14 protein-coding genes and 1 pseudogene are annotated in these 17,111 nt (G+C 68.0%); 8 read left to right on the forward strand and 7 right to left on the reverse strand.

The window, feature by feature from the left end; all coding sequences use genetic code 11:
- The first annotated feature begins 619 nt into the window (after positions 1-619).
- Together ACLQ28_RS33125 and ACLQ28_RS33130 are read left to right on the forward strand one after the other, a co-directional pair.
- Positions 620-961 carry a hypothetical protein gene (locus ACLQ28_RS33125; protein WP_425690197.1) on the forward strand — a complete coding sequence of 114 codons (342 nt, stop codon included), beginning with the start codon at positions 620-622 and terminating at the stop codon, positions 959-961.
- 61 nt (positions 962-1,022) lie between these two features.
- A complete protein-coding gene (locus ACLQ28_RS33130) occupies positions 1,023-1,760 on the forward strand; it encodes a hypothetical protein (RefSeq protein WP_425690198.1) in 738 nt (245 codons plus the stop codon).
- Positions 1,761-1,955: 195 nt separating this feature from the next.
- Here ACLQ28_RS33130 and ACLQ28_RS33135 read toward each other — a convergent pair whose 3' ends face one another.
- The 5 genes from ACLQ28_RS33135 to ACLQ28_RS33155 form a co-directional block, all read right to left on the reverse strand.
- Positions 1,956-4,025: an AfsR/SARP family transcriptional regulator gene (locus ACLQ28_RS33135; protein WP_425690199.1), complete on the reverse strand. Its 2,070-nt coding sequence runs from the start codon at positions 4,023-4,025 to the stop codon at positions 1,956-1,958.
- A 1-nt stretch (position 4,026) separates the two neighbouring features.
- Positions 4,027-5,874 (reverse strand): Hsp70 family protein, encoded by a 1,848-nt coding sequence (locus ACLQ28_RS33140; RefSeq protein ID WP_425690200.1) that lies wholly within the window; start codon positions 5,872-5,874, stop codon positions 4,027-4,029.
- A 344-nt stretch (positions 5,875-6,218) separates the two neighbouring features.
- Complete coding sequence (locus ACLQ28_RS33145) at positions 6,219-6,890, reverse strand: hypothetical protein (RefSeq protein WP_425690201.1); 672 nt, start codon at positions 6,888-6,890, stop codon at positions 6,219-6,221.
- Between the two features lie 126 nt (positions 6,891-7,016).
- Positions 7,017-7,292 (reverse strand): MTH938/NDUFAF3 family protein, encoded by a 276-nt coding sequence (locus ACLQ28_RS33150; RefSeq protein WP_425690202.1) that lies wholly within the window; start codon positions 7,290-7,292, stop codon positions 7,017-7,019.
- A 66-nt stretch (positions 7,293-7,358) separates the two neighbouring features.
- Entirely contained in the window at positions 7,359-7,919 is a 561-nt protein-coding gene (locus ACLQ28_RS33155) for a DUF4240 domain-containing protein (RefSeq protein ID WP_425690203.1), read from the reverse strand.
- A 36-nt stretch (positions 7,920-7,955) separates the two neighbouring features.
- On the opposite strand from ACLQ28_RS33155, the gene ACLQ28_RS33160 reads away from it, so the two are divergent.
- Positions 7,956-8,360 (forward strand): transposase, encoded by a 405-nt coding sequence (locus ACLQ28_RS33160; RefSeq protein ID WP_425690204.1) that lies wholly within the window; start codon positions 7,956-7,958, stop codon positions 8,358-8,360.
- A gap of 16 nt (positions 8,361-8,376) precedes the next feature.
- Here the strand turns inward: ACLQ28_RS33160 and ACLQ28_RS33165 are convergent, their stop codons facing one another.
- The gene (locus ACLQ28_RS33165; protein WP_425690205.1) at positions 8,377-8,616 is read right to left on the reverse strand and encodes a hypothetical protein; all 240 of its coding nucleotides are present in this window, start codon (positions 8,614-8,616) and stop codon (positions 8,377-8,379) included.
- Positions 8,617-8,625: 9 nt separating this feature from the next.
- Here ACLQ28_RS33165 and ACLQ28_RS33170 point away from each other — a divergent pair.
- A protein-coding gene (locus ACLQ28_RS33170; RefSeq protein ID WP_425690206.1) for an IS5 family transposase occupies positions 8,626-9,518 on the forward strand; the annotation gives its coding sequence in 2 pieces (ribosomal slippage) (positions 8,626-9,006 and positions 9,009-9,518; 891 coding nt in all).
- A 322-nt stretch (positions 9,519-9,840) separates the two neighbouring features.
- Here the strand turns inward: ACLQ28_RS33170 and ACLQ28_RS33175 are convergent.
- Positions 9,841-10,131, reverse strand: a pseudogene (locus tag ACLQ28_RS33175) (ADP-ribosylation/crystallin J1); the annotation flags it as partial.
- 1,815 nt (positions 10,132-11,946) lie between these two features.
- Between ACLQ28_RS33175 and ACLQ28_RS33180 the strand changes: the two are divergent.
- The 4 genes from ACLQ28_RS33180 to ACLQ28_RS33195 all read left to right on the forward strand — a co-directional run.
- Entirely contained in the window at positions 11,947-13,122 is a 1,176-nt protein-coding gene (locus ACLQ28_RS33180) for a metallophosphoesterase (protein ID WP_425690207.1), read from the forward strand.
- A 399-nt stretch (positions 13,123-13,521) separates the two neighbouring features.
- On the forward strand, positions 13,522-14,295 hold the full coding sequence (locus ACLQ28_RS33185; RefSeq protein WP_425690208.1) for a hypothetical protein: 774 nt from the start codon (positions 13,522-13,524) through the stop codon (positions 14,293-14,295).
- 213 nt (positions 14,296-14,508) lie between these two features.
- Complete coding sequence (locus ACLQ28_RS33190) at positions 14,509-16,008, forward strand: hypothetical protein (RefSeq protein WP_425690209.1); 1,500 nt, start codon at positions 14,509-14,511, stop codon at positions 16,006-16,008.
- A 10-nt stretch (positions 16,009-16,018) separates the two neighbouring features.
- On the forward strand, positions 16,019-17,111 hold a 1,093-nt coding region (locus ACLQ28_RS33195), incomplete at its 3' end, for a S8 family serine peptidase (RefSeq protein ID WP_425690210.1).

Raw genomic sequence — 17,111 nt, forward strand, 5'->3', positions numbered from 1 at the left:
GCGGGTGGCATCAGCCGGTACCGCGACGCTATGACCGGCGACCCGCCGGGGGAGTGGCTCGTTGACTAACAGAACCTCACCCCGCCTGACACGACCTCACACCTGCAGGTCAACGAGGCGGCGGTCCCGGCGGTGAGAGGCGCACGGATCGCCGCTCGATGAAGGCGGCAGGTGAGTGCCCGCATAGATCTCTCTCCGTGATGACACCGACTCTCGGGCGGCCCCATCGTCAGGGAGTCACCCGCGATTCTTTCGCGCCTGCTGGTTTCCGCCGAGGTGGCGGCCGCTACGCGGTACGCCCACCGACGCATAGGCTAGTGTTCGTCGCCGACGGAACTGATGCTCCTGCTTCATCCTCCCCGCTCCGCAGAAACTGTTCATCCTGAAATCCGTCGAAATGCGTGTTCAACGCCACGAGGCATGCATGCAATTGATCCGCCGCCGCGTTGGTCGTCAGCACAGGAGGCATCGCGTCGAGCATCGATCTTGGTAGAGTTCGTCATGCCGGAGCGTCGTCCGTCTCTCTCGTGGCCGGCACTACCATCATGGTGGCTCGAGGATTCGAACTCACACGCTCCGTTCGTCTCGGCCGGCGATACGGGAAAATGGGGTCGCGCTGGTGGATCTTTTGCAAGCCGCATCGGCAGGACCCGCAGGCCTGTTGGTGGGTGCCGCCCTCGGCGTTGTCGTCTCAGTCATGTTCGAGGACAAACTGCTCAAGATTAGGAAGTATTTCGGTCGCCGTTTTCGTCGGGTCAAGGCGAGGGTCGTCGCCGTTGTTGGACGTGGGCGGTCCGACGTCCCGCGTACTTTCTCGATCGGACCACTTGATACCCCACTGCTCATCGTGGAGGGCGATGGCGAACAGGTGATCGACGAGCAACGTGTCAGCGTCCGAGTCGAACCGCATTTCGTAGACGTCCCAGACGAAGTCGTCGCTTCGGCCGCGACAGGTCGGTGAAGAGCAGGAGCAACTTGCCGCCGAGGGGCGACAACGATTTTGGAACGGCAAGAACTATGCGGTGAAGGGCCTGACCGTCAGCCGCACGATCTATGATGAGCGCCCAGAAATTTGTCTTCAACTACAAGAGTCGGACTATTTCACGTTCTTGGCTACGAAAGATCACGATCGTAAGCTCTCCGATGGCAGCACACTGCGGGCCAAGTACATCGACAACCGAAGCTTCGAAGATGTTCCGCCATTCCTGTCCTCGAGCTTCGGCACGAATGCCGCCCTGGTTTCTGCTGATGATCAACTGATCGTGGCGCGCCGAAGTAGACACGTGGGATCGCGACCCGGAGTTTGGAGCTCATCGGCAAATGAGGCGATGTCTCGGGACCTGGATTCGGACGGACGGAATCCTCCGGACGTATATAGGGTCATGCGGCGCGGAATACGGGAGGAACTCGGCGTCCACGAACAAGACTATCTGCTTGAGCTGCTGGCCATCTCCCTTGACACGGACATGCACCAGTGGGGAGCACTCTTCGTCGGCACGCTTCGCTCCATGGAAGGGGCCGAGGTTCTCGCCAAGCGAGGTCGTGGTGTAGCCGACAAATTCGAAAACATGGAACTCAAGCTCGTTCCATTCAATCCATCCTCGGCCTTTCGATTCATTGGTGAAGAGTGGAGCCGAGAAATGCTTGCCCCGCACACACCGGCGCTCTTGTATCTCGCATTGGTGAATAGGTTTGGCCGCCGTGACGTGGAAAAGAATGCCGAGCGTTCCTTGAAGTCACTGCGGCCACGACAAGCCTGACGGCACACCGATGTCAGCGGGGCAGGTGTTTGGTCTCCGAGAGGGTCCGAGTCGAGGGCTACGAAACACCTTGCGTACGAATGTGGGCGTCGAGACGCTAAAAGGTGTCGCGGTAGCGCTCCACGTGAAGGCGGGCAACCATCAGACACTTACTCAGGATGTAGACGGCCGCGCCAGCCCAGGTTGAGATCGTTTTTACACAGCGGACGGGGGCGCTGCGTTGCGCTCAGGGGGGTGGGAGGGCGAACTCCGGCCGGTACTGCTGCTACTGGTAGCGCGGTGATCGAGGGCTTCGTCATCGATGCCTTCCTGCGCGAGGGTGCGCAGGTAGCGGTTGTGCAGCTGGTCAGCTGCCTCATTGTCACCGAGGGCGGTGAGGACGTTGACAAGGCGAGCGTGGAGGTCAGCGTTGTACGGATCGATGTGGACGCCGCCCTGCAGCAGAATAAGAGCTCGCTGGGAGTCGTTCTCGGCGTCGGCGAGGGCGGCGCAGGCGTCGATGACGCGCCGGCGGGTAACTTCGCGGATGGGGTCCAGCCACGGCCAGGTGCGTCCGGCGGCGAGGTCGGCGGGGTAGGCGTCGCGGATCGCTTGCCAGGCTGTCGTGGAATCCGTGACGGTGGTGGCGGCGTGTTGCACGGCGGCGTGTAGGTGCCAAAGGTCGACGGTGACGTGTGCGGGGTTGAGGCGGTAGCGGTCGTCGGTGTGCTCGATCACGTGGAGACCGCTGGCGGTCCGGATGGTGCCGCGGAGGTCGCTGAGGGTGGTGTATAGCCGGCCGGTCAGGGAGTGGCGGGGCAGGCCCGGCCAGATGGCCGCGGTCAGTTGTCGGGTGTCGGCGCCGTTGGGGTGAGCGGCGAGGAAGGCGAGAACCTGGACGGCGGCGCTGCGCCGGATGGTGAGGGGCTCGTCGTCGATGAGCAGCGTGGGTCTGCCCAGGACACGCAGGTGCAGTCGCTGGTGGGAGGCGGTCGGCCGAGGGTGTGGTGCTCCTCGGGTGCTCTGTCGCGGCAGCCGTGGTCTCGGCGTCACCGCTTTCGGCAGCGGGGTGTGCGGTGTTGCGGGGGAGGGTGTTGTCGGTTCGGGGTGGGCGATAACGGTGAGGAGGTCGGCGGCTGTTGCCTGGTCGAGGACGCACAGTCGGGGGGCAGGGTTTTCGGGGTGGGTGGGGTCATGTAGGTGGCCTGTTGGTTCGGCATGCCAGGTCTGGCCGGTCGGCCAGCTTCCCAGCACGACCAGTCTGCCGGCGTTCGCGGCCGTCACGCCCGCCAGGCGTGTCGCGTCGTCTGTGTCGCAGTCGTTCTCGACCAGGATCACCATTCTCGGGGGGTCGACACTTTCGACGTGCGGCGTGGCGTCGCCGAGGCCTTCCACGATTGTTAGCTGTGGCAGACGCCTGCCGAGTGGTTCTGCGTGGGGGCCGAGTAGGTCGGTCAGTGCTGCCTTGGTGATGGCCAGTGTTGGGGTGGGGTGACGGTGGCCAGCCAGGAGTGCACTGAGGAGCAGACCGCGGCCGATGGGCAAAGCTCCCGGTCCGGTGAGGCCCAGGCCACCGGTCGGTAGGACGGCGACGAGGGCGGTGAAGCTGTCCGGGGGTGCCGGTGCGTTCGACGGTGCGGGGGCGTCGGTGAGGGTAGCTTGCACGGCTGCGATGGCTGGGGGTAGCCGGGCGGGGTGTGCTTCTTCGGGGCCGTTCGGGGTTAGCGGGCGAGGTTGGTAGTCGCGGCGGCGGCGTAGCCAGAGCAGGGCTGCGGCGGCGGCGACCGATTCGGCGGTATCCCGGGGTAGCCATCCGCCGGGCACAGTGATCCCGTCGTCGCTGACCGCCCTGTCGTCAGGTGTCGGGTTGGCGTCGGCGGGCTGCTCGGGTGTTTCCGCTGCTGACGATGGTGGTGGCTGCGGTGGGGCGGTGGTGACGGTGTGAGTGGTGACGCCGAAGACTGCGGCTCCGGCCATTCCGCTGGCCGTCGCCTGCAACGGTGTGGGCAAGGGAACTTGTCGTAGCCATGCCGCGGTCGCTTGCAGGCGGGTCAGGGCCCGAACGGTGACGGTGTAGGCGAGTAGCAGCCATAGCAGCCATGCTCCGATCGTCAACGCGGCGGTGAGGGTCTGCTCGGTCAGCGGTTGCTGCACCCACGCCTGTACCTGCTTCGTGCTGGGCCGCCCGCTGACGGGTGGGCCGATCAGGAAGAGCAGCACCATGGGCGGGCCGGCCAGGAGCGCGAGGACGACCAGCAGCGACATCAGCTGGCGGGGCCACCGCACCTCACGTACCCCCACCCGGCGTGCCGGCGTGCGCTGCTGGTGCTGTCGCGGTGGGGCCGGCTGTGGCGGGGCGGACGATGCGGGTCCACAGCCGGGCTGCCCACCACATTGCTACGGCCACGGCGTAGCTGACGCCGAGGATCCCAGCGGCCTGCTCGCTGACGATTGCGGCGCTGATCACCGCGACGGGGGCGCAGAGGATGAGGCGGAACATCAGCGGCGCCACCAGCGCCATGACCAGCCCGATGCCGAGGAGCAGTCCACCGATGCGCCCGGCGATGTCGATCCACAGCACCTGGTCGGGCCACCTGTCGGCCGTCAGCGAGTACTGGATCAACCCCATGCCGAGCCCGGCGGTGACGATCGATCCGGTCGGTGCGGCCAGCAGCGCCGACCAGCCACCGTGCGGGGTACGCCATTGCCGGGCGGCGACCACCGCCATCGCCACGGCCATCACCACGATCGGGGTGATCGGCCACAATGCCCACCTGAGGAAAGGGCTCACCGGTAGGCCGAAGTACTGGCTGGCGACGACCGCGTAGAGGCCGGCGATCGCCGCGCTGAGGCTGACGGCGGCGAGGATGCCGATGCTGACCTTCCCGCCCTCGGTGCGGGTGCTCGGTGTGGGGTTACGCGCGGCGATCAAAGAACCGAGGACAGTGCCCGCGGCGAGGCATGCCATCAGGGCGAACACCGCGGCCATCGCGAGCTCACCCCAGTTCAACCGCACCGAGCGGTAGACGTTCATCACGTTGTGCTCTTCGGCGGTCAGGAGACACTGCCAGATCAGGGCCAGCGACGCGAAGCCCGGCACCGCGATCGCCACGGCCCGTCGCACCGGCGGTACCGGCCCCTCCACAGCGGTCGCCGTCCCCACGTTCGGAGCGCCAGCGTCCGCGGCGCCCCGCGCCGCGACGAGCTGGGGTTCGGGGACAACCGTGGGGGTGACGCCCGTCTGCTCGGTGACGACCGTCTCCAGGTGCGGCAGGTGGGCGCTGCCGCCGACGCAATAGATCCCCGCCAGGTCGCTGGCGGCGAGCTCGGCAGCGGCGATGCTCTCCCCGACCAGCTCCGCGACGCGTCGTACCACTGGCAGGGCGGCTTCGACGAGCATGGCGCTGTTCGCGATAACCGGTGCCCGCCCGGGAAGCGGCACCGTGACCGCAGGGCGGGCTCCCAAGGTTTCCTTCGCAGCGCGGACGCTCTCCGCTGCCTCCCAATCGCCCCTGCCGTCGCCGGGCGCGTCCCGACCGCCCGTCAAGGCGGCAGTCAAGGCCAGGTCAACGGCGGTGCCACCGGCGGCAGGGTCAGCGAGGGTCGAGAGGACCTCAAACCCCGCCGGGCCGCGGCGAAGCACCGTCACCTCCGCGCCCGCGCCCACGTCACACACCACGATGAACGCCCCAACCGGTAATTGCAGGCCAGTCGCGAGGAGGTGCTCGGCGACGGCTACCGGAGCCTCGACGAGACGCGGCTGCGCCAGACCCGCCCGATGTGCGGCCCGCCTCATCCAGGTACGCCGACGTGGCCCCCAACCTGCCGGCACCACCAGCCGCACATCCCGCACCGGCCCACCAGCAACCCGCTCGGCTTCGGCCGCGACCGTGCGGAGCGGCGCCGCCGCCAACGCGAGTCCCTCCACCGCAGTGCTATCGACCGTCACGTCGCCATCGACGGCACGGCGAGGGCTCGGAATGAACCTGCCCGGCTGCTCCACGGCGGTCTGCCACGCCCGCTGTCCCGTCCGCACCTCCCCATCGGGGCTCACGTACACGGCGCTGGGCAGATACGGCAGCCCGTCGAACGACAACGCAGACGCACTGCCGTCAACCCAAGCCAGAACGGCCACGGTACTGGCGCCACCACAATCGATCGACAGCCGCGCATCCCCCGCCCGCATACACACAGTTAAACATGAAGATCTCATTCACGTCACCCGTCGATCACACACAGGTAGCCGATGTGAGTGGGTCTTCGGGCGTGCCCGCCAGCGTGCGTACGGATCCGGCGGGTCGACACCCCGGGCGATTGCGCACCTCGCGTGCGGCTGCCACCATCACCGCCGCGTCCCCGCCGGTTCGACTCACCGTCTCGGGCACGCCGCTGCACCTGTTGAGGCGACTCTGGATGTTGTCCTACCTGCGGGGCGGCGTCGACGCACACGCCTGCCCTCTGCAGTAGCGCACCCCATCACTAGCCCCAATCCTCCGGGGCCTCGGCGAGTTTGCATCGGAGCGCGTCGCGGATGAGGGACGCATCCTCTCCGAACGGACTGCTGAGATCCCAGTACTCGTGGCTGAGCGCGTCATCTGGTTCGAGGCGGCCGATCAGGTCGGCGATGTCGTTGAGTTCGAAGTAGGTTGCGGCTGCGGTAAACGCGGCGATCTGGTCGGCGGTGCAGTCGTCCAGCGGCCAAGCGGCGCCGTTGGCCATCGCGCCGTTGTGGAACCACATCAGGTAGGACAGATACACCAGGCCAGCCGGGCCCTCCGGTGCCGCCCACGGTTCCATGTCGAGGGCACGGTTGATGATCGCCTCGACACGGTCGCGGTCGAGGTATTCGCCTGCGCCCCAGCGCCAGTCCAGGGAGTGCACCCATCGGTAGTCCGCGGTGGGCGCGCGCAGGATCTCCAGGCCACGGGCGCGGGGCAGGAGGTTCGTCCCGGACTCGACCAGGTGAAGATTCTGGCCGCGGGCGTGCCGTTCGACCTGGCAGTGGTCGGGGTGGCTGACCCACACCATTACGCCGTTGTGCTCGAAGACCGGTTCGGTCTCTGGGTCGACCGCGAAGTAGGTGACCTCGAGATCGGCAGGATCGATGACGCGCTGCCGTTCACGAGCCTTGTACAACCGCAGTCTGATCACGCCTCTAGTCTGCAGGCCGTTTGGAGAGGCGATCCTGTGCGCGCTGCGGTCGGGTGAACAGCCCCTCAAGACGACATCCCGTCGATCGAATGCACTCTCATGACCGCTGCCCGGCTGTGGTCGCGTCTAGCAGGTTGAGTGGAATAGCCCTGCGACGGCGGTGCCACCGGTGACGAGGTTGTTGTAGATCTGGACTGCCTCGGTGGTCTCGGCCACGTGGACAGTTGCCCCGCACTCCTCGAGCAGCCCGAGGGTACGCGCGTCGACCTGCAGCTGCGGTTGCATGCCACGCGACAGATCGACGGTCTTGGCACCGTGAGACAGAAGTTCTTGGACATCGTCGGGCTGGACGCCAGGGCTGTGGCGGGTGCCGGTTTCGGACCAGTTCCAACGGGCGACCACCGCCGGGGTAGAGATTGAAATGGCTTGGCCACGCCGTCCCCAAGCGTCAGGGCTCAGCTGCCGAGATCAATCCTCGCCGCAGTCGAGGAACAACTCGGCCAGCCGGGGCAGCCGACGCCGCATCTCGTCATCGTCATCGAAGTCGAAGTCCTCCCCCATGGGCTCGGCGGCCTCGTCGATGCCGCCCGCAACGTGCTGACGAGCCTTCATCGCTTCATAAAAGGCATGGTCCTCACCCGTGACCTGCTCGTAGGCCCCGCTGGCCACGTAGTTCACCGACTCGGCGAACAACGCGCCGTCGTCTTGCCCGGCCGCCGCCTGTCGCACCACGGGATGGTTCGCCAGTCCGTCGGGGGAGGCCAGGACACGTTCGTACCACTCGCGCCCGAGCGCGATGACTCCCGCCCGGAAATCCGGGAAGCTGTCGTCCGAGCATCCCCCACCGATCAGGTACGCAGGGGCCCACACGTCCCAGCGATAGAGGGCGCCATGAAGTTGATCGAACACCTCCTGGAACTCGAGGATGCCCTCCGGTGATGTTGCCGCCAGCCGCGTCACCAGTGCTGCAGCAATCGCCTCGCCATCGTCGCCGGTCCGCCCATCGAGACCCGCTCCGGCCGACTCCACGACCGTCCAAAAAAGCCCGGACAGCGAGGCCGGCTGATGTGGCGAACCCGGCTGCACCGCGGTCGCGCCGGGGAACGTGGCAGTTTCAGCGAGGACGACTACGTCGGCTTCCTCGACCAGGCCCACCAGCGCCTGCAGGCACCGATAGTGCTGATCTGGGACAACCTGAACACCCACGTCAGCGGCCGCATGCACGCCCTGATCGCCGCCCGGCCGTGGCTGACCGTGATCCGGTTACCCGCCTACGCTCCGGACCTCAACCCCACCGAAGGCGTCTGGCGCTGGATGAAACGCGGCCTGACCAACACCGCCGCCCGGGGTGTCGACCACCTCGCGCAACTGGTCAAACGTCGGCTACGCGCTTGTCAGCAACAGACCGATCTCCTCGCCGGCGTCTTCGCCAGCACCGGCATGACCCTCGAACCCGAACCACCGAGATAGCTCGAACCTTGGTCTTTCAACCTCTGTAGCCCTCGTAGTTGAACTCGAAGGTGCCCGCCTCGATACGGTTGACGAGCTGGTGGACATCGTCGGCTTGTCGGATGGCGCTGTTCCAGCCGCTGCTGGTCATGTCGACTAGGGCCTGTGTCGAAGTCGGCTGCGGGTGCGCGAGGGTGAGGAAGTTTCGGCGTGGCGGTGATCGATAAGTAGCGAGGTCTCCGGTAGATGGTTCATCGACGAAGAAGACCATCGGCACGGAGACCTCGTGGCTACTTTAGCGGTGACGAGGCGGCATGACCTGACCGACGTGCAGTGGGCGGCGCTGGAGCCGTTGCTGCCCGTGGGACGTAGGCCGGGTCGGCCGTCGGCGTGGACGAAACGGCAGCTCATTGATGGGATCAGGTGGCGGACCCGGGTAGGTGCGCCGTGGCGGGACATCCCGGAGTGCTACGGGTCCTGGTCGGCGGCGTACGCGGTGTTCCGCCGCTGTCAGCGAGACGGGACCTGGGCGAAGATCCTGACCGCGTTGCAGGCGGTTGCCGACGCGGCCGGGCGGGTGACGTGGGACGTGTCGGTGGACTCGTCGGTCGCCCGGGCGCATCAGCACGCCGCTGGGGCGCGTAAAAGGGGGATCTGCAGGTCGAACCGCCGGGCGGCGTCGCGGCCGAGCCGGCCGATCATGCGCTCGGGCGGTCGCGGGGCGGACTGACCACGAAGGTGCACCTGGCCTGTGAACAGGGGCAGAAGCCGTTGTCGATCGTGTTGACCGCCGGGCAGCGCGGAGATAGTCCCCAGTTCATCGCGGTCCTCGACGGCATCCGGGTGCCTCGCCAGGGTGGCGGTCGGCCACGGACACGCCCCGATCGGGTCTTGGCCGACAAGGCGTACACGTCGAAGGCGAACCGCCGCTACCTGCGCCGCCGCGGGATCGCCGCGACGATCCCGTCGAAGGCCGACCAGGACGCCAACCGGCGTAAGAAGGGGTCGAAGGGTGGGCGGCCACCGGCCTTCGATCCCGAGCGGTACAAGCAGCGTCACGCCGTGGAGTGCGGCATCAACCGGCTCAAACGCAACCGTGCCGTGGCCACCCGATTCGACAAACTCGCCGTGCGCTACGAAGCCACCGTGCACATCGCCGCGATCAACGAGTGGCTATGACCGACTTCGACACAGACCCTAGCAGTACGGGTGCGGGGTCGCTGCGTAGGTCGAGCACGAGCTGTTCGCGTGAGCCGTCGCCGCCGATGATCGCGATGCCCGGGTGCGCGTCGGTGGCTTGGTCCCATGCGTCATGCAACTCGAGCATCTCGCGTGGCGTATTGAGCCGGACGTAGGCTCCGCTGGTCATCCAACCTCGCCGGAGCCACGACTCGCCCTGGAGATGGGTCCGCCACGCGTCAGGCAGGGCTCGGCCGAGGGCCTTGTTGGCGTCGGTGAAATCCTGATCGTCGACCGGGCCGCGGTACTCGGCTTCCTCGATGATCGCGCCGACGATGTGTGCGTTGAGGTCGGCAAGTTCCTCGGCGGGGATCCAGTACTCCAGCACGTTGCGGCCACCGGCCTGCTGAATCTCGTAACGGTCCAGGTGTGCCCGCTGGACGTCGAACCGGGTTACGTAGCCGACACCCTCGGCGGGGACGTTCCACTCACGGGCGATTTTCGTGGCGTACCAGCAATTGAGCACGGGGTAGAAGATTGGTTGGTCGGGCAGGCGTGGTGGCCAGGCCCGCCACCGGGACGCCGCGACGAGGTCGAGTTCGGCCTGACCAATGGGTCGCCACCGGTGATCGTGTCGGAGTCGTCGATGGGTCTACTCCTCGCCAAACGCGGATGCGGCGTGCCCGTGGGGCAGTCGCTCAACATTCTGGTGATATCCGCCCCGATTACCTCCGTGGCCCTGGCGGGGAGGCCGGTCGCCCGACCATCTGAGATGGTGCAGGAGCTCAGGCCGGGCTGAACTGGATGAGGACCGATGCGGTCGGCAGCTCGTCCGGAGCGGGTGGCGCCTCGGTGCGCCAGGCCAGCCGTACGCTCCATCGGCGGCCCGGCGGCCCGGCGGCCCGGCGGTAGGCGGTAGGCGTCGGCGATGCCGCCGGCCGTGCCACTGGAGAACCCGAGGACGCCCGACTCGAAGACCACCTCGAGGACGTCGCTGCGGTCCCAGCCGGCCGGATCGAAGTCGGCCGGCCCGTCCCAGGTCTCCAGCCGGGTGTCGCTACCCAGCACCACGGCGTCGTCGATGTTCTCGACCACCACGTAGCCCGGCGTCGAGCTGACCCATTGATCGAGCTCGTGCGGCGGGGGCGGCACGTTGCGTCGGTCGTTGCTGTCGTCGATCATCGCAAACAGGCGATAGTCGACATCGACGTACAGCTCGGTGTGCTCGACCAGCACCGCCATGCTGGCCCCTCCCCGGCTCGGTCGACTTGTCAGGCCGTCAGGCATGTGCCGAGGCGTGCCAGAGGAGAATTGCTCGGTAGCGAAGCGGCTGTGAGAGTTCGCGCGAGTCCTTCATGTCGGCCAGTGTTCTCCCCATGCGGTGCGCGCGAACCGCACGAGGGCGGGAAGCGGTGTGTCGGCTAGAGGCCACGTCAGACAGTTCCGCGCTGACGGCGGTTGGGGTGCGTTCCAGCAGTGGCAACAGCCACACCAGCCGGTCCCCGGCCGGGTAGACGAGCCCGTCGGCAGCGCCCTGGATTAGCCAAGTGCCGACACCATCCCGCACGAGGAGCAGGGTCGTTGTTGATCCTTAGCGTCAGATGGGGACGATCATCAGCAGAGCCCACGCCGAACAGCCTTTCATCCCCTGATAAGGCGCGGCATCCGAGCAGACGGCCGGTGATGGCCGGGGCCGTGGGGAGCAAGTTGGAGACCTCTCTGTTGCCAACGCCTTGACACAGAAAGGTGCCGTTAGATCCACAGTCCCGCCCGACGTGTACCGCCGTCAAGAAATGTTCGTCGTGGCCGACTGTCCGTCTGCGGTGAGCGCAATAGTTCGATCACGTGCGCCGGCATTGCTTGGTTCCCTGCCTGAGCCTGACCGGCTGCCTCGTCGCGACGAAGCACGGACAACCGCATCGCCGGGTGCGGACATCCGGTGCCGATAAGGGTGCCAGCGAAATGGCCAAACCGACCACGCGGCTCCCACTTAGCGCCACCTGGTACGGCGTGAGGTCGTCACGGGCCCGCTCGAACTCTTCCGCAGTGGGGTCTTCGTCGTCCGACGATCCGCCGCCAAGCGTTCGCCGGGCTCCTGGTTGTCGACGGCCAGCAAGTGCGTCTCGTCCCAGTAGCAGCCAAAGCCTCGGCGTAGGAACCGTGTGGCGGCGACGTCGCCGCCCAGGTCGATCGCGACCGGCGCGAAACGACAGCGCCGACTCAACCGCACGGGCCGTCCGGCGAGCCTGAAATGATCAGGCGCAGACTCTCGGCTGGGGCGTCGCCCGCCACCCGCTGACCGTGCCCGAAACGGGGCGCCCTCGGGTCGCGGGTCGATCACCTACGGGCCGGATTCGTCCCGGTTTTCGGGCGTGGTCGATCTGGCTCGGACCGTGTCATGCTGCACAGACCCGAACGGAGGACGACGATGGTTGCTGGCGATGCGGTACAGGTGCGGCCGGCGCGAGGGTCGCTGCGACCGCTGGTGTCCGGGGTGACGCTGGTCGCGGTCCTGGCGTTGCTGTTCGGGCTGCCGTGGTGGACGTTGACGGTGGCGGCGCGGTGGCCGGCGCCGGTGGTGGCTGCCGGCACGAGCGTGTTCGTCGTCGCGCTGGTCGTGTTCCCCGTTCTGATGTATCTCGGGCACGGCCGCCGGCGGCTGGACGCGGCGGCCCGCGCGGGGGACACGCTCCTTGGCCTGGTCTGGATCCTGTTCGTCTGGGCGCTGCTTGGCAACGTGGCCCGGCTCCCGCTGGCCGCCGCGGGGGTCGCCGATCCGGTGCGGTCCCGGGCTGTGGCGGTCGGTGCGGCGGTCGTCTCGGTCGTCCTGGCCGTCTGGGGGTACGCCGAGGCGATGCGAGTGCCCCGGGTCCGGCGGGTGGACGTCACCGTGGATCGGCTGGGTGCGGGTCTCGACGGTGTCCGGGTGGTGCTGTTGACGGATACCCACTACGGACCGATCGACCGGGCCCGCTGGTCCGCGCGGACCACCGAGGTGGTCAACGGGTTGGCTGCCGACATCGTCTGCCACACCGGCGACATCGCCGACGGTACGGTCGACCAGCGCCGGGCGCAGGCCGCGCCGCTGGGCGCCGTCCGGGCCCGGCTGGCCCGGGTGTACGTGACGGGCAACCACGAGTACTACGGGGAGGCGGAGGGCTGGGTCGAGCACATGCGGACCCTCGGCTGGGAGCCGCTGCACAACCGGCACCTTGTGGTGGAGCGGGGCGGCGCCCGGCTCGTCGTCGCCGGGGTCGACGACGTGACCGCCGCCTCGTCCGGCGTCGCCGGTCACCGCGCCGACCACGCCGCGGCGCTGGCCGGCACCGACCCGTGGCTGCCCGTGCTGCTGCTGGCGCACCAGCCCAAGCAGATCGACGACGCGGTCGCGGCCGGCGTGGATCTGCAACTGTCCGGGCACACCCACGGCGGCCAGATGTGGCCGTTCCACTACCTGGTCCGGCTCGACCAGCCGGTCGTGCAGGGCCTCAGCCGGCATGGCCAGACCCAGCTCTACACGAGCCGGGGGACCGGTTTCTGGGGTCCGCCATTCCGGATCTTCGCGCCGAGCGAGATCACCCTGCTCACCCTTCGAGCGAGGTAGCCCAGCGGCTACGGGGACGCGCTCGATGGCGCGGCCGTCGTGGTGTCGGCGAGGATGGGCTCTTCCGTAGCTGGTGGTCTGGAACAGGTGGGGCATGGCGATGGATCTGGTCGGTGCCGCCACGTTCAGCGCGGTTCGAAGGCGGCCGAGCGTCAGGCGCACTGACCGGACGCCGAGCCCCGTTCCCGGCTTGCCGCCACGTTTCCGGCCCTCCGTCAGCATCCAGTCGATCAGAGCCTCGATGTCGGCCTCGGTGACGTCCTGCAGTGGCTTGCTGCCACCCAGAGCATGGTTATGGTCGACATCGGGCTGCCCGGATGGCTCCATGACGGGCGCGATCACCTCGCCGAGATCTACCGTCCTGTGGCAGAGGCTGCCAGGTGGACCGCCAGCAGCCGGTTGAGCGCAGTCGCCCGTGAGTTGATCGCCCTGGGCCGTGGGCAACCCCAACTACACGGGCTCGACGTCGCCCGGTCCCCGCTGAATCCCGTACCGGGCGTCCGCACGGCGGACGACGCGGTCGCCGCCATCAACGCCGCGCGAACCTGGATGTGGCAAAACCCGAAGGAGCTCACGGGGGCCCACCTGCAGCTCGGAACTCAACTCGGCCTGGCGGTCCATCTCCTCGCCAGCGACGGTGACCCGAGGATGATCGGTGGCTGGCGGCAGGCAGCTATTGCAGCCGCTGACCTGCGTGCCACCCCTCCGGTTGGCCCGGCGCGCGACACCGCTGCTGAGCTGACAGAGGTCCTGCGCTGGCTACGATCACGCGGGGGCGGCGACAACGACAAGCCCGGTGAGCGGGACTTCCAGCAGATCTCCCGCCTCAACTCAGAGCTCCCGTTCCTGGCGGCCACGCTGCACAAGGGGATGTCCGCTGCCCTGCAGCGACGCGAACTGTTCGTCAAGGACGAGGGGGTCCTGCAACGTCCTGCTGGGTCGCTCGTTTATCGCGCTATCGAACGCTGGCGTCCCGCCGTGAGAGGCGACGAGGTCGTTCAGGATCTCGCCCACGCGCTGGCGCAGGGGCAGGACGCTGTCAGCAGAAGTGAGTCCACAAGCCCGTCGGGCAGGGCTTTCCCCAGCCCGCCACGACCCAGGACGTCGGTATCTGAGTCGTCCCGGTGGGCGCCCGATCCGTCGCCCGGGCAGACCGTCCGTCGGTCACGGTGATCTTGCACTGACTATCTGTTTGGTTCCTGCAGCGCTTCGGATTGGTCCGGCTACTGTATGCTCTCGTCGTCTCGGGGGAGGACGTTCATTGATGCAACTCCATCTCGTGTCGCAGCGGCGCTTTGCGGACGACGTCTGTAACGAGCTGCTCCAAGCCGTCGCCTCGCCACCGGCGACGCCTACACCTTCCCGCCAGGCCTGAGAGCGACAACCATGGCAGGGACATGGGAGCAGTGCGTACGTGAGGTCACGTTGTCGGCGGACCCGGACCTGGTCGGCGAGGTGGGCGTCGGCTGGAACAATCTTTCCACCACCTTGGGCTACATGCGCGACGCGCTGGTCGGGCGCTCATTCGTTGGCCCGATCGCGCCAGGTGCGGCGCGCCCGCACACCGATGGTCTACCCGGCATGCTCGCCGGCTGGGCGGGCAGCGGCGGGGACGCTTACCGCGAGCACCTGAGCGGCATCGGCAGGAGCATCGAGGACCTGATCACCACCGCGAGCAACGTCAGCGGCGCGCTGTCGCGGATCGAGGGTGACATCCGTAAGGCTGTCGCGAGCATTCCGATCCCGCTGATGGACGACTTCGGCGTCAACGAGTGGAGCCTGCCCAACGGCGGTGAACTCGACGATGCCCAGGACGGCGAGAACGCGTCGGGCTTCTTGGCCGCGCTGCGTGCGGACTACCGGAGCAACCCGTCGTCGTACGCCGATGGCGCGTTCCGCGAGAAGGCCGATGACCTGGAAGCGACCATGAAGGCCGACGGCCAGGCCAGCGACCACAAGCGGGGCGGCCTGTGGGATACCAGTTCCCACCTCAACAACTGGTATCGGGACAACCAGCAGGCGGCCAGCAGTGCCATGGCCCCGCTGCCCAAGGCGGTGGAGGCCGAGCGGCCTCGGCTCGTCGTACCGGAGGTCGACGACCGCGGCGCTGCTGACGGGTACCGTTCGCGGACTCCTCCGTCCGGCTACGCCCCCAGCGGGTTGGAGGGCGGCTCCGGGGCGGGCGGTGGCTCAGCTGTCGGTGGCGGCTCGGGTTTCGGCGGTAGTGGGGCTGTCATCGGCGGAACAGGTGTCGGCGGTGGCGCCTGGTCTGGTGGTAACCACACGCCGGTCGCAGCGCCGCCCACCGCTGGCAGCTTCGGAGGCGATTTCACCGACCGTGGTGCGGGCTCGTACACCGCACCCTCACTGAGCGCCGGCGATCCGGGGGTGGATCTCGGCCTCGGCACCAGCCTGGCCGGTGCCAGCGGTCCGACCACCATCGGCGGCGGCTACGGCGGTTCGGCGAGTCTGGGTTTCGGCGGCCAGAGCCCGCTTGGTGTCGGTGCCGGGCCCGGTTTCGGCTCGCCGAGCGGGATCGGTGGCGCCGGCGTCGGTGCCGGGGCTGGGATTGGTGGGGGCGGTCCTTTCGGCGGCGGTGGGATCACCCCGGCCGGCATTCCTGGCATGGTCGGCGGTGGTAACGGCCGGGTGCCGCCGATGACCAGTGCGGCCAGCGCGCTGCGTAACGCCGCGGGCTCTGGCCGCGGCGGTGCCAGCGCGGACGGTTCGCGTGGCAGCGCCGGCGGGATGATCGGTGGCTCGGGTGCGACCGGACGCGGTAATGGCACTGATCACGACGAGATCGGTCCGGAGTCGTCGTGGTTGACTGAGGACGACGACCCGTGGCGTGCCGATGACACCGGTTCCCCCGGCATTCTGCGATGAGGACGAACGAATGAGCGTGAACGTCGGCGTGCTCCGGCCCCTGGCGGCCAGCCTGCTGAGCGTGCTGCTGGTGGGTGCAGTTGCGCAGCCTGCTGTCGCCGCGCCGCAGCGGGCCGAGCAGTGGTACCTCGACGAGCTTCGCATTGATCAGGTGCGCAAGCTGTCAACCGGGCGTGGCGTGATCGTCGGGGTGGTGGACGGCGGTGTCGACGCCACGCACCCGGACATTCGAGGCCAAGTGCTTCCGGGTGGCCGCAGCTATGGCGCGGTCGGCGACGGCCGCGCCGACGAGGAGGGCCATGGCACCCACATGGCCGGCATCATCGCGGCGACGAACGCCGCGGCCGACGGTGTGGACGGGATCGCCCCGGGTGCCCGGATCCTCCCCATCAAGATCAAGAAGGGGAAGGTTCTGGCCAGCAGTCAAGCGGTGGCCCAGGGCATCCGGTTGGCGGTCGACGGTGGCGCCACGGTGATCAACGTGTCGGTCGGAGGGGCGGCTGCGGCCTCGCCGGGGGAGAAGCAGGCCATTGCGTATGCCCTCGCGCGGGACGTTGTCGTGGTCGTCTCCGCGGGCAACACCGCCAAGGGAGAGAAGGCCGTCATTTCGCCGGCCAACGTTCCTGGCGTGATCGCGGTGACCGGCACGACCCGTGGCGGAGCCTTCTGGTCCGGGTCCGTGCAAGGCTCGGAGGCAGTGGTGGCAGCACCTGGCGATGGCATCTTCAACATCGGCCCGGACCATGGCTATGGGTGGGGTGACGGTACCTCGGACTCCGCCGCCATCGTCTCCGGCGTCGCGGCGTTGATCCGGTCGAAGTATCCGGACCTGGATGCGGCGAACGTGATCAACAGGATCATCCGGACTGCCCGGGACGCCGGACCGGCGGGCCGTGATCCGCAGTACGGCTTCGGTCGCATCGACCCGGTGGCCGCGTTGACCGCGGACGTGCCGGTGGTCTCCGTGAACCCATTGCTCGGGCCAGCGGCCCCGGCCGGAGGCACTGCCCAAGCAGCCGAGGACGGCAACTTCGACGTGACCAAGTACGGCGATCAGGGCGGTCCAACCGACCAGCAGATCGTCGTCATCGTCGCCGGCATCG

It is taken from the genome of Micromonospora sp. DT201, from assembly GCF_049841575.1.
GTDB lineage: Bacteria > Actinomycetota > Actinomycetes > Mycobacteriales > Micromonosporaceae > Micromonospora.

Bases quoted from the DNA above. Each gene is read 5' to 3' on its own strand.
- ACLQ28_RS33160 (WP_425690204.1), top strand. From the start codon at position 7,956: ATGTGGCGAACCCGGCTGCACCGCGGTCGCGCCGGGGAACGTGGCAGT.
- ACLQ28_RS33180 (WP_425690207.1), top strand. From the start codon at position 11,947: ATGGTTGCTGGCGATGCGGTACAGGTGCGGCCGGCGCGAGGGTCGCTG.
- ACLQ28_RS33190 (WP_425690209.1), top strand. From the start codon at position 14,509: ATGGCAGGGACATGGGAGCAGTGCGTACGTGAGGTCACGTTGTCGGCG.